This is a genomic window from Salinarimonas sp. NSM, from assembly GCF_052380005.1.
Classification (GTDB): Bacteria; Pseudomonadota; Alphaproteobacteria; order Rhizobiales; family Beijerinckiaceae; genus Salinarimonas.
In genome coordinates, this window is sequence record NZ_JBQTCJ010000057.1 from 19,690 (window position 1) to 31,161 (window position 11,472).

Annotated in this window: 10 protein-coding genes; 8 read left to right on the forward strand and 2 right to left on the reverse strand. The window is 74.2% G+C overall.

All coding sequences use genetic code 11. From position 1 onward, the window contains the following. The first annotated feature begins 8 nt into the window (after positions 1-8). From ACTZWW_RS17990 to ACTZWW_RS18010, 5 genes are all read left to right on the forward strand, one after another. On the forward strand, positions 9-380 hold the full coding sequence (locus ACTZWW_RS17990; protein ID WP_444782350.1) for a response regulator transcription factor: 372 nt from the start codon (positions 9-11) through the stop codon (positions 378-380). Next, positions 377-2,533 (forward strand): exonuclease domain-containing protein, encoded by a 2,157-nt coding sequence (locus tag ACTZWW_RS17995; protein ID WP_444782351.1) that lies wholly within the window; start codon positions 377-379, stop codon positions 2,531-2,533. The genes ACTZWW_RS17990 and ACTZWW_RS17995 overlap by 4 nt, the downstream gene beginning before the upstream one ends. Positions 2,534-2,711: 178 nt before the next feature. Further along, the gene (locus ACTZWW_RS18000; RefSeq protein WP_444782352.1) at positions 2,712-3,692 is read left to right on the forward strand and encodes an aliphatic sulfonate ABC transporter substrate-binding protein; all 981 of its coding nucleotides are present in this window, start codon (positions 2,712-2,714) and stop codon (positions 3,690-3,692) included. Continuing rightward, positions 3,689-4,549 (forward strand): ABC transporter permease, encoded by an 861-nt coding sequence (locus ACTZWW_RS18005; protein ID WP_444782353.1) that lies wholly within the window; start codon positions 3,689-3,691, stop codon positions 4,547-4,549. Before ACTZWW_RS18000 ends, ACTZWW_RS18005 begins: the two co-directional genes overlap by 4 nt. Positions 4,550-4,568: 19 nt before the next feature. Further along, positions 4,569-5,345, forward strand: coding sequence for an ABC transporter ATP-binding protein (locus ACTZWW_RS18010; RefSeq protein WP_444782354.1), 777 nt, complete (start codon positions 4,569-4,571; stop codon positions 5,343-5,345). Positions 5,346-5,387: 42 nt separating this feature from the next. Here the strand turns inward: ACTZWW_RS18010 and ACTZWW_RS18015 are convergent, their stop codons facing one another. Further along, the gene (locus tag ACTZWW_RS18015; protein WP_444782355.1) at positions 5,388-6,011 is read right to left on the reverse strand and encodes a TetR/AcrR family transcriptional regulator; all 624 of its coding nucleotides are present in this window, start codon (positions 6,009-6,011) and stop codon (positions 5,388-5,390) included. A 126-nt stretch (positions 6,012-6,137) separates the two neighbouring features. Between ACTZWW_RS18015 and ACTZWW_RS18020 the strand changes: the two genes are divergently transcribed. Both ACTZWW_RS18020 and ACTZWW_RS18025 read left to right on the forward strand, forming a co-directional pair. Continuing rightward, on the forward strand, positions 6,138-7,280 hold the full coding sequence (locus tag ACTZWW_RS18020; protein ID WP_444782356.1) for an efflux RND transporter periplasmic adaptor subunit: 1,143 nt from the start codon (positions 6,138-6,140) through the stop codon (positions 7,278-7,280). Position 7,281: 1 nt separating this feature from the next. Continuing rightward, positions 7,282-10,389, forward strand: a complete 3,108-nt coding sequence (locus ACTZWW_RS18025) for an efflux RND transporter permease subunit (RefSeq protein ID WP_444782357.1) — start codon at positions 7,282-7,284, stop codon at positions 10,387-10,389. Positions 10,390-10,407: 18 nt separating this feature from the next. Here the strand turns inward: ACTZWW_RS18025 and ACTZWW_RS18030 are convergent, their stop codons facing one another. Continuing rightward, positions 10,408-11,112: an SDR family NAD(P)-dependent oxidoreductase gene (locus ACTZWW_RS18030; RefSeq protein WP_444782358.1), complete on the reverse strand. Its 705-nt coding sequence runs from the start codon at positions 11,110-11,112 to the stop codon at positions 10,408-10,410. Positions 11,113-11,157: 45 nt separating this feature from the next. On the opposite strand from ACTZWW_RS18030, the gene ACTZWW_RS18035 reads away from it, so the two are divergent. After that, complete coding sequence (locus ACTZWW_RS18035) at positions 11,158-11,319, forward strand: hypothetical protein (protein ID WP_444782359.1); 162 nt, start codon at positions 11,158-11,160, stop codon at positions 11,317-11,319. The last annotated feature ends 153 nt before the right edge of the window (positions 11,320-11,472 follow it).

The following is an 11,472-nucleotide window of genomic DNA, read 5'->3' on the forward strand; positions in this document are numbered from 1 at the left end:
GAGCGGTGGTGGCGAGACACGTTCTCGTCGCCGAGGACGAGGAGCCGATGCGTGCAGCTCTGGCGCGCCTCCTCGCCGCGGCGGGGTACGAGGTCGACACGGCGGGTGACGGCGAGGCGGCGCTCGCGGCCCTGCGCCGCGCGCCGCCGGACTGCGCCGTCCTCGACGCCATGCTGATCGGCCGCGACGGCTGGGACCTCTGCCGGGCGATCCGCACCGACCCGGCGCTCGCCGGCATCCGCATCGTGCTGACGAGCCCGCGCGGTCGGCCGGTCGACCGGGAGAAGGCGCATGCGCTCGGCGCCGACGCCATGCTGACGAAGCCCTTCGGCTTCGCCGACCTGATGGCCGCTCTGTCGGGCGCCGAGGCCGTGCCATGAACCCCGCCCGCTGGTCCCTGCGTGTGCGCATCTTCCTGTTCTTCGCCCTCATCGCGCTCGGGGCGGGGGCGGGGATCGTCGGGGCGCTGGTCTACGTGGGCCGCGCCCTCGAGCCCGCGAGCGCGGCGCCGCTGGTGCTCGCCGGGCTCGTCGCGGTCGGGGTGACGATCGGGCTGACGGCCTGGGTCTGGCTCAAGTTCGACGAGCACGTCGCGCGGCCTCTCGTCGCCATCGCGGCGGACGTGCGCGCCGCGGTCCACGCCCGCGCCGCCCGTCAGCCGCCGTCGCTGCAGCAGGGCCGCTATCTCGGCGTCCTCGCTCCCGCGGTCGCGGAGTTTCGCCAGGCGCTCGACGAGGCGCGGCTCGAGGTGGATGCGGCGGTCTCCGCGGCGACCGCTCGGGCCGATCGGCAGACGCGCAACCTCGAGATCGTCCTGCGCGACCTGCGCCAGGGCGTCGTCCTCTGCACGCTCGCCCACAAGGTGACGCTCTACAACCGCCGTGCCCAGGAGATCCTCGGCGCCTGCGGCGAGATCGGCCTCGACCGCCCGCTCACCGAGGTGCTCTCGGGCCGCGTCCTGGCGCACACGCTGGAGCGGCTCGAGGACCGCTTCCGCACCGGCCGCCACCAGATACACCGCGACGGGCTCACCACGACCCTCGTCGGCGCGACCGCCAGGGAGAACGCCCGCATCGTCGGGCGCATGTCGCTGATGCTCGATCCGGACGGGGCGCGGCCCACCGGCTACGTGCTCTCCTTCGAGGACGTCACGAACGCGCTCGCCGCCGGCGTCTGGCGCGACCGCCTGCTCCAGGACGGCATCCGCGACATGCGCGAGCGCGTCGCCGCCCTCGCCCTCGCCGGCGAGCTGCTCGCGCGCGGGACGACCCCGGGGGCGGGGCCGAGCGCGGAGGACGTCGCCTTCGCCCGCGACCTGCTCCAACGCGAGCCCGCCGAGCTCGGCGACCGGCTCGACCGGCTGGAGGAGGCCGCCTCCGACCTCGTCTCCGGCGCCTGGCCGATGGCGACGACCCACTCGCCGACGCTGTTCCAGCTCGTGCGCGCGCGCCGCTCCGAGGGGCGCGACCTCGTCTTCGAGACCCGAGGCGAGCCCGCCTGGCTGCGCTGCGACTCGGCCTCGATCACCGCGCTCGTCGAGCATCTCCTCAACCGCATCGCGGTGCATGCCGGCACCGAGGCGTTCCAGCTCTCGGCCGTCGCCGAGACCGGGCGCGTGCGCCTCCTCGCCTCGTGGGCGGGCGAGGCGCCGCCGCCGTCCACCGTCGAGGTCTGGCTTTCCGAGCGGCTGGAGGACGGAGCGGGGGCCGTGACCGGGCACGACGTGCTCGCGCGCCACCGCACGGATCTCTGGTGCGTGCCCGATCCCGCCGCCCCGGGGCGCGCCCGCCTCGAGCTGCCGCTGGCCGCCGCTCGGGAGGAGGATCTGCCCATCGCCAAGGCGCCGGTGCCCGTGCCGGAGCGGCCGGAGTTCTACGACTTCGGGCTCCTGGGGAGCCTCGCGCCGACCCCCCTCGACGACCGCCCGCTGCGCGCGCTCACCTTCGTCGTCCTCGACACCGAGACGACCGGGCTCGATCCGGCGCGGGACGCGCTGTGCTCCGTCGCCGGCGTGCGCATCGTCAACAACCGGCTGATGACGGGGGAGCTGTTCGACGTCCTCGTCGATCCCGGCCGGCCGATCCCGGCGGCGTCGAGCCGGGTGCATGGCATCACCGACGCGATGGTCGCGGGCGCCGAGCCGGCGAGCGTGGTGCTCGCGCGGTTTCGCGCCTTCGTCGACGAGGCGGTGCTCGTCGCCCACAACGCGGCCTTCGACCTCGCATTCCTCGAGCGCGGGGAGGGGGCGCCGGGCATATCCTTCGCGGGACCGGTCCTCGACACGGTGCTGCTCGGCGCGCACCTGTTCGGCACGCAGGAGAGCCTGACCCTCGACGCGCTCGCCGAGCGCTTCGGCGTCGTGATCCCGCCGGAGGCGCGCCACACGGCGCTGGGCGATGCCAGGGCCACCGCGCAGGTGCTGCTCGGCCTCATCCCGCTGCTGGAGGCCGACGGCGTGCGCACCCTGCGTGACGCGCTCGCGGTGTCCGACAAGCAGGCACGGCTGCGGCGGCGGATGGCGGCGCAGGGGTGAAGCCATTAACACGTTTGAGAACGTAAAATAAGATAATTCACAACTCGGCTATTGACGATCGACCGGATCGTTCGTTATACCGAACGACAGAGCCGCCCGCCATCCCGCGCCGGGCCGGTTCGCGCCCGCCCCGATCCTCGGGGTTCCCGCCGACCCGATCCCATCCGAGGACCGCCCGATGACGCTCAATCGCCGCACCCTGCTCGCCGCCCTCGGCGCGGGCATCGCCGCCCCGTTCGTGCTGACGAACCGGTCCGTCGCGCAGGACGCGCCCGGCCGGATCACCGTGGATTACGCCACCTACAACCCGGTCAGCCTGCTCCTGCGCGAGCGCGGCTGGCTGGAGGAGGCGCTCGCCGCCGACGGGATCGACGTGCGCTGGGTGCAGACGCTGGGCTCCAACAAGGCGCTCGAGTTCCTCAACGCCGAGGCGATCGACTTCGGCTCGACCGCGGGCGCGGCGGCGCTGGTGGGGCGGCTGAACGGCAACCCGATCCGCACGATCTACCTCTACTCGCGCCCGGAATGGACCGCGCTCGTCACGCGGCCGGACACCGGCATCGAGACGGTGGCCGACCTCGCCGGGCGTCGCGTCGCGGTGACCCGCGGGACGGACCCGCACATCTTCCTGGTGCGCGCGCTCGCCGGCGCCGGCCTGACCGAGCGCGACGTGCGCCTCGTCCTCCTGCAGCATCCCGACGGGCGTCTCGCGCTCGAGCGCGGCGACGTCGACGCCTGGGCCGGCCTCGACCCGATGATGGCCGCCGCCGAGCTGGAGAGCGGCGCGAAGCTCTTCCACCGCGACCCGGGCGCGAACACGTTCGGCACCCTGAACGTGCGAGAAAGCTTCGCACAGGCGCACCCGCGGATCGTCGAGACCGTGCTCGCCGCCTACGAGCGCGCCCGCACGGAGGCGCTCGCCGACCCGGCCGCGCTCGCCGCCGTGCTCGGCGACGTCACCCGGCTGCCGCCGGAGATCGTCGCGCGCCAGCTCGAGCGCACCGACATCACGAACCCGGTCCTCGGCACGAGCGAGCGGGAGACGATCCGCGCGGCGGGCGTCGCGCTCGTCGAGGCCGGCGTGCTGCCCGCGGGCTCGGACATCGACGCCACGCTCGACGCTCTGATCGACAGCAGCTTCACGGTGGCCGCACGATGAGCGCAGGGGAGGGGAGCCTCGCGGCGCGCCCGCCCGGGCGGTCCGCTCCGCGGATCGGTTGGCGCCTGCCGCGGCCGGGTGCCGGTGGCGGGCTCGGGCGCTCCCTCGCGCTCGGCCTCGCCCTGCCGCTCGCGGCGGCGCTCGGCTGGGAGGCCGTCGTCGCCGCGGGGCTCGCGCAGGGGCGGCTGCTGCCGCCGCCGTCGCGGGTGATCGCCACCTTCGCCGATCTCCAGGCGCGCGGCGAACTCGTGCTTCATGTCGCGACGACGCTCTGGCGCGTGCTCGTCGGCTTCGGGCTCGGCGCCGGCGCGGGGCTCGTGCTCGGCGCCCTGTGCGGCGCGAGCCGGCTCGCCCGCGAGACGCTCGACCCGACGCTCCAGGCCCTGCGGGCCATCCCCTCCATCGCCTGGGTGCCGCTGTTCATCCTGTGGCTGGGCATCTTCGAGGCGTCGAAGGTGGCGCTGATCGCGGTGGGCGTCTTCTTCCCCGTCTATCTCGGGGTGTGCGACGCGATCCGCTCGATCGACCGCAAGCTGCTGGAGGTCTCGCGCGTGTTCCGGCTCTCGCGGGTCGAGACCGCGCGCCGCATCCTGGTGCCCGCCGTGCTGCCGGAGACGATCACGGCCCTGCGCTCGGGTCTCGGGCTCGGCTTCATGTTCGTGGTCGCCGCCGAGTTCATGGGCGCATCGGAGGGGCTCGGCTACCTCCTCGTCGACGGCCAGCAGATGGGCAAGCCCGACCAGATCCTCGCCGCGATCGTCGCCTTCGCGCTGCTCGGCAAGGCTTGCGACCTCGTCCTCGTCGCGGCGACGCGCCCCCTCGTCGCCTGGCAGGACGTCGCGCGCGAGCGCCTGTGACAAGAACCGGAGACCAGCCATGCTCGCCATCGAGCGCCTCTCGAAGACCTATGCCGACGGCAAGCGTGCCCTCGCCGACGTCGACCTCGACGTGCGCCGCGGCGAGATCGTCGCGATCGTGGGCGGCTCTGGCTGCGGCAAGACCACCCTCATGCGCCTCCTCGCGGGGCTCGACCGGCCGAGCGCCGGCACGATCGCCATCGAGGGCGAGGCGGTGCGCGATCCCCATCCCAAGATCGGCGTCGTTTTCCAGGAGCCGCGGCTGCTGCCCTGGCTCGACGTCGCGCGCAACGTCGGCTTCGGGCTCTCCCGCCTGCCCGCCGCCGAGCGGGCGGCGAAGGTGGCGGATGCGCTCGCGCGGGTCGGCCTCTCGGAGCACGCCGAGCGCCTGCCGCGGGATCTCTCCGGGGGCCAGCAGCAGCGCGTCGCCATCGCGCGCGCCTTCGCCGCGGGGCCCGAGGTGCTGCTCCTCGACGAGCCCTTCTCGGCTCTCGACGCCTTCACCCGCGCCGACCTGCACGCGCATCTCCTCGCCCTGTGGAAGGCGACGGGGCTCACGATCGTGATCGTCACCCACGACGTGGCGGAGGCGGTGATGCTGGCCGACCGTGTGATCGTCATGCGCCCCGATCCGGGGCGCATCCACGACGAGGTCGAGGTCTTGCTCGCACGCCCCCGCGAGCGCGCCAGCCCCGGCGTCGAGGCGGTCTCGCGCACTCTCTACGCCGCGCTCGACGAGGCGAGGCGCCCGGCCGTGCGCGAGAGCGAGCAGGAGACGGCCGGGCTGTGGTGGTAGCGCCGCACGGGACGGGCGCGACGGCCCCATCTCTCGAAGCGATCACCCCACCGCACGGGCTGCGATCATCTCCGAGGCGAGCGTGATCTGCCGCTCGAACAGCGCCATGTCGGGCTCGCGGTCCATGCCCATGATCAACCGCATGAAGGCGTAGCCCTGGACGATCTGGAGGAAGCCCCCGGCGAGGAGCCGGACGTCCTGCGCCGAGAGCCCCGGCGCGTGGGCGGCGATGCGGTCCGCGACACGCGCGATGACGGGCGTCACCGCGCCCTCGTAGAACAGCTTCGAGACGTCGGGCGTGCGCTCCGCTTCCGAGAGCGCGATGCGGTAGGTCCCCAACCGGCGCGGATGCGTGATCAGCTCGACGAAGGCGTGCCCGAGGGAGCGCAGCTCTTCCTCCAGCGTCGCGCCCGGCGGCGTCGGGGCGTCGACGAGGGTGCCGCCGCAGACCTCGCGCAGCATGTCGCGGAACAGCGCGTCCTTGCTGCCGAAATGCCGGTAGACGGTCATCTTGCCGACGCCGGCGGCCCGGGCGACCTCGTCCATGCTGGTCGCCGAGAAGCCGTCGCGCAGGAAGACCTCCTGCGCGCCCTCGAGGATGGCGCGCCGCTTCGCCGGGTCGAGGCTTCGCGTCGCGGCGCCGGTGCTCGCGATGGCGTGATCCATGCTCCCCCCTAGCACGTAGGTTGCGCGTTGACGAGACCCATCGGTCTCGTCTATTGCTATGCGAGACGATACGGTATCGTCTCGTTACGCGATCAGCGTTCGCTCCGTTCCCATCGGGAGTGTGCCATGCCAACCCGCCTCGGCCGCGTGATTTCCCTCGTCGTCCAGATCGGCGTCGTCGCCGCCGTCGGCGCGGGCGTGTTCGCAGGCGTCGGTCTCCTCCAGGACCGGGCGGATGCCCGTGCCGAGGCGGCCCGCGCCGAGCCGGCGCCGCTGCCGGTCGCCGTCACGCGCCTCGTGCGCGAGGACGGCTACGAGGTCGAGGATCGTTTCCTGGGGCGCCTGGAGCCGGCACGCGCGGCGGATCTCGCCTTCGAGCGGCCGGGCCTCGTCGTCGCGGTCATCGTGGAGGAGGGGGACGCGGTCGCGGCCGGCGCCCCGGTGGCGCGCCTCGACGTCGCCGCGCTCGAGGCCGAGCGCGCGCGGCTGCTGGCCCAGCGCGCGCAGATCCGCGCCGCACGCGATCTCGCCCGGCGCACGCTCGAGCGCCAGGAAGCGCTCGGCGATGCCGGCCACGCCTCGAGCCAGCGCCTCGACGAGGCGCGGCTCGCCGCCACCGTCGAGGCCGCTCGCGAGGCGGAGATCGCAGCCGCGATCGCCCGGCTCGACGTCGATCTCGACAAGGCGGTGCTGCGCGCGCCCTTCGCCGGCACGATCGCCGCCCGCGCGCTCGACGAGGGCGCCGTGGTGGCGGCGGGCACGCCCGTCGTATCCCTGATGGAGACGGCTGCGCCGCTCGCCCGCGTCGGCCTCTCGCCGGCGGCGGCGGCGGGCCTCGCGCCGGGCGATCGTGCGCAGCTCGTGGTCGACGGGCGGAGCGTTCCCGCGCGGCTCGTCGCGCTGCGGCCGGACCTCGCGCCGGCGACGCGCACCGTCACCGCGCTGTTCGTGCCCGACGATCCGCCGGGTGCCCCGTTCGGGACGACGGTCGCGCTGCACCTGCCGCGCCGGGTGGAGACCCCCGGCTACTGGCTCCCGGTCGCGGCTCTCAGCGAGGGACGGCGCGGGACCTGGAGCGTGCTCGTCGCAGTGGAGCCGATCGGCGACGCGCCCGCCCGCGTGGTGCGCGAGACGGTGGAGGTGCTCCACGTCGCCGACGAGCGCGCCTTCGTGCGTGGCACGCTCGTGTCGGGCGCCGCCCTCGTCGCCGGCGGGGCGCATCGCGTGACGCCGGGCCAGGCGGTCGTGCTCGCGCAGGCGGAGCGGTGAGATGGACACGCTGTTCTACCGCAGCCCCCGGCTCCTGTGGCTCGCGATCCTCACCGCGGTGGCGCTCGGCGCGGCCTCCCTCCTGACGATCGCCCGCCAGGAGGACCCGACCATCACGAATCTCTTCGCCACCATCGTCACGCCCTTCCCCGGCGCCGCGCCGGACCGGGTGGAGGCGCTCGTGACCGAGCCGATCGAGGCCGAGCTGCGCACGCTCGCCGAGATCGATCTGGTCGAATCGACCTCCGCCGCCGGCGTCTCGTCGGTGACGATCGAGCTTTCGCAGTTCCTGCCGGAGGATCGGCTGGAGCAGGTCTGGTCCGAGGTGCGCGATGCCGTCGACGCCGCCGCGCGGCGCTTCCCGCCGGGCGTCGCCGCCCCGGTCTTCGACAACGACCGCGCCGGGGCCTTCACCGCGATCGTTGCGATCGTCCCGCGCGCAGGGGTCGAGGCGCCCCCCGCGATCCTGCGGCGCACCGCCGAGGAGCTGCAGGATCGGCTGCGGCGCGTGCCCGAGACGCGGCTCGTCGAGCTCTACGGCGCGCCGGAGGAGGAGGTCGTCGTCACGCTCGACCCGGCCCGACTCACGGCGCTCGGCCTCACGGCCGCCGACGTCTCCCGCGCGATCGCCGCGGCCGACGCCAAGGTTGCCGCGGGGCAGGTGCGCGGCGCGAAGGGCGACCTCCTCATCGAGGTCTCGGGGGCCATCGAGGACATCGGCCGCGTGCGCGAGATCCCGGTCCGGCTCGGCGCCGAGGGCGCGAGCGTGCGCGTCGGCGATATCGGGCGTGTGGAACGCACCGAGCGCACGCCGCCGGCGACGCTCGCCCTCTCGCATCGAGATGCCGGCGTGCTCGTCGCCGCACGGATGGAGGCCGATCGGCAGGTCGACGTCTGGTCCGCCGCCGTCCGCGCGTCGCTCGATGCCTTCCGAGCGGAGATGCCGGCGGGGCTCGAGCTGCGGCTCGTGTTCGACCAGGCGGAATACACCGCGGCTCGGCTCGGCGAGCTCGGCGCGAACCTCGCCCTCGGCGTCGGGCTCGTCGTCGTCGTGCTCCTGGTGACGCTCGGCTGGCGCGCGGCGCTGATCGTGGCGGCGGTGATCCCGCTCGCCGCCCTCGTCTCGCTCACGGTCATGCAGCGCACCGGGATCACGATCCAGCAGATGTCGGTGGCGGGGCTCATCGTGGCGCTCGGCCTGCTCGTCGACGCCGCCATCGTGATGACGGACGAGGTGCGGCGTCGCATAGTGGAAGGCGCCGGCCCCGTGGCGGCCGTCTCCGCCTCCGTGCGGCGGCTCGCGGCGCCCCTCGCCGCATCGACGGTGACGACGGTGCTCGCGTTCCTGCCGATGGCGCTGCTGCCGGGGCCGGCGGGGGACTTCGTCGGCTCGATCGCGCTCGCGGTCATCATCATGCTGTTCGCCTCGCTCGCGATCGCGCTGACGATCACGCCCGCCTTCGCGGGGCGGCTCCTCGCCGGACGACGCTCCGGGGGCGGGGGCCTGCTCGCGAACGGAATGACGATCCCCGGGCTCGGCCGGCTCTTCGAGCGCTCGATCGCGCTCGCGCTGCGCCATCGGCTCGCGGCGATCGCGGTATCGCTGGCCCTGCCGATCGCCGGGTTCCTGTCCTTCCCGACGTTGACGGCGCAGTTCTTCCCCGGCGTCGAGCGCGACCAGCTCTACGTCCAGGTCCTGCTGCCGGCGGGCACGGCCATCGGCGAGACGGCGCGCGTCGCCCGCGCGGCGGACGCGCTGATGGCGCAGGCGCCGGATGTGGTGTCGACGCATTGGGTGATCGGCGAGAGTGCGCCGGCCTTCTACTACAACATGCAGGCCAACCGTGACGCGACGCCCCACTTCGCCGAGGCGCTCGTCTTCACGACGAGCCCGGAGGCGACGGACGCGCTCGTGCCGCGCCTTCAGGCGCAGCTCGACGCGGCGCTGCCCCAGGCGCAGATCCTGGTGCGCGGGCTCGTGCAGGGCCCGCCCGTGTCGGCCCCCCTGGAGATGCGCCTCGTCGGGCCCGACCTCGAGACGCTGCGCGGCATCGGGGCGCAGGCGCGCGCGCTGATGGCGGACATCCCGAGCGTGATCCACACCCGTGCGACACTGGAGGGCGGCGCCCCCAAGCTCGTCTTCCGCCTCGACGAGGACGCCGTGCGCCTCGTCGGCCTCGATCTCGGCGCGGTGGCGGGCCAACTCCAGGCGACCCTCGAGGGCGCGACCGGCGGCTCGTTGCTGGAGGAGACCGAGGACCTGCCGGTGCGCGTGCGGGTGGGCGAGGGAACCCGGGGCGATCTCGCGGCGGTGCGCGCACTCGACGTCCTGCCGGGCGGGCCCGCGGCCGGCGCGGCGCATCCCGGCGTGCCGCTCTCCGCGCTCGGCACCTGGGCGATGGTGCCCTCCGAGAGCCCGATCGTGCGGCGCAGCGGCGAGCGCATCAACGTCGTGCAGGGCTATCTCGCCCACGGCGTGCTTCCCGAGGAGGCGCTCTCGGTCCTGCAGGTGCGGCTCGATGCCGGTGCGCTCGTCCTGCCGGAGGGTTACCGGCTGGAGTTCGGCGGCGACAGCGACGCCCGCGCCGAGACGGTGCGCAACCTCGTCTCGACGCTCGGCCTCGTCGTCACGCTCACCGTGGTGACGATCGTGCTCACCTTCGTGTCGTACAGGCTGGCGCTGATCGCCGGATTGGTCTGCGTGCTCTCCTTCGGCCTCTCGGTGCTCGCGCTCGCGGTGCTCGACATGCCCTTCGGCGTGCAGGCGCTGATCGGGGCGATCGGCTCGATCGGCGTGTCGATCAACGCGGCGATCATCGTCATCACGGCGATCCAGGAGGACGAGGCTGCGATGGCCGGGGATCTCGACGCCATGCGGGCGGTGGTGGTGCGCTCGGCGCGCCACATCGTCTCGACGACGATCACGACGGTGGGCGGCTTCCTTCCGCTGATCCTCGCCGGCGGCGGCTTCTGGCCGCCTTTCGCCGTGGCGATCGCCGGCGGCGTGCTGCTGTCGACGGTGGTCTCGTTCTACTTCACCCCGCCGATGGTGGCGCTGCTCGTGGCGCGGCGCCGTCGCGGCGGGGCGCTCGCCCCCGCCGCGGCCTGAGGCGATCGGCGGGCGGTCTCAGAACGCCAGGCGTGCGCCGTCGTAGTTCCAGAAGCCGCCGGCCGAGCTCGCATCGAGGCCGTCGACGAGCCGCATCAGGCCCGCGACGCTCTCCTCGACCCCGATGTCCGCGCCCGAACCGCCCATGTCGGTCTTGACCCAGCCCGGATGGCAGGCGGCGACGTGGATGTGTTCGGGGGCGAGGTCGGTCGCGAGGCCGCGGGCGATCGTGTTCGCGGCGGCCTTGGACACGCGGTAGGGCATGGAATTCGACTTCGGGTTGGTGCCAGCGCCCATCTGGCTCGAGATCACCAGCACCTTCGCCTCGCCGCGCACCTGTGCCGCGCGGGCGAGCGCCGGGTGGAAGGCCTGGACCGTGCGCAGCACGCCGAGCACGTTGACGTCGAACACCTCCGCATAGGCGCTCGGATCCGAGCGGATCGTGTCCGCCGTGCGCTCCCCCATGATCCCGGCGCAGGCGATCAGCACGTCGACGGGCTCGGCGCGCAGCGCCGCTGCGGCGGCCGCGAGGCTGTCGGCGTCGCGCACGTCCGCCTCGAGCAGGACGAGCCGGCCGGAGCCGAGCGCGTCGGCGAAGGTGGCGGGCGCGCGGGTCGCGTCGCGCATCGTGCCGATCACCTTGGCGCCGGCGCGCAGGTAGGCCTCGGCGAGCCCCCGCCCGATGCCGCGTCCCACGCCGGTGATGAGGATCGTCCGGTTCATCCTGTGCCCCCCGAGTCGCTCCGCGCGGAGCATAGCGCCTCGGGCGTGCGGGTCACGCGGATTTCGGGATGGTGGTGCTGGCGCGAGCGCGACAGCACGCTGACCGAGCGAGGCAACGTCGACGGCTTGCTGATATCCAGCGGGGTGAAAATCGGCGATCTGCAGCGCGGCATCGCCAGCGCTGAGGATGCCATTGAGGCGGCGTAGAACGCATGGGAGCGGGAGACGTGCGAGGGACGGATCGGTTGGTGAGGCGTCGCCGCGGCGCCGGGGGGGGGGGGGGGCCGCCCCCCCCCCCCCCCCCGGCGGGGGGGGGGGGGGGGGGGGGGGGGGGGGGGGGGGGGGGGGGGGGGGGGGGGG

Excerpts from the sequence above, each read along its gene's own strand:
- ACTZWW_RS18020 (WP_444782356.1), top strand. The coding sequence starts at position 6,138 with ATGCCAACCCGCCTCGGCCGCGTGATTTCCCTCGTCGTCCAGATCGGC.
- ACTZWW_RS18025 (WP_444782357.1), top strand. The coding sequence starts at position 7,282 with ATGGACACGCTGTTCTACCGCAGCCCCCGGCTCCTGTGGCTCGCGATC.
- ACTZWW_RS18015 (WP_444782355.1), bottom strand. The coding sequence starts at position 6,011 with ATGGATCACGCCATCGCGAGCACCGGCGCCGCGACGCGAAGCCTCGAC.
- ACTZWW_RS17995 (WP_444782351.1), top strand. The coding sequence starts at position 377 with ATGAACCCCGCCCGCTGGTCCCTGCGTGTGCGCATCTTCCTGTTCTTC.
- ACTZWW_RS18030 (WP_444782358.1), bottom strand. The coding sequence starts at position 11,112 with ATGAACCGGACGATCCTCATCACCGGCGTGGGACGCGGCATCGGGCGG.
- ACTZWW_RS18005 (WP_444782353.1), top strand. The coding sequence starts at position 3,689 with ATGAGCGCAGGGGAGGGGAGCCTCGCGGCGCGCCCGCCCGGGCGGTCC.
- ACTZWW_RS18000 (WP_444782352.1), top strand. The coding sequence starts at position 2,712 with ATGACGCTCAATCGCCGCACCCTGCTCGCCGCCCTCGGCGCGGGCATC.
- ACTZWW_RS18010 (WP_444782354.1), top strand. The coding sequence starts at position 4,569 with ATGCTCGCCATCGAGCGCCTCTCGAAGACCTATGCCGACGGCAAGCGT.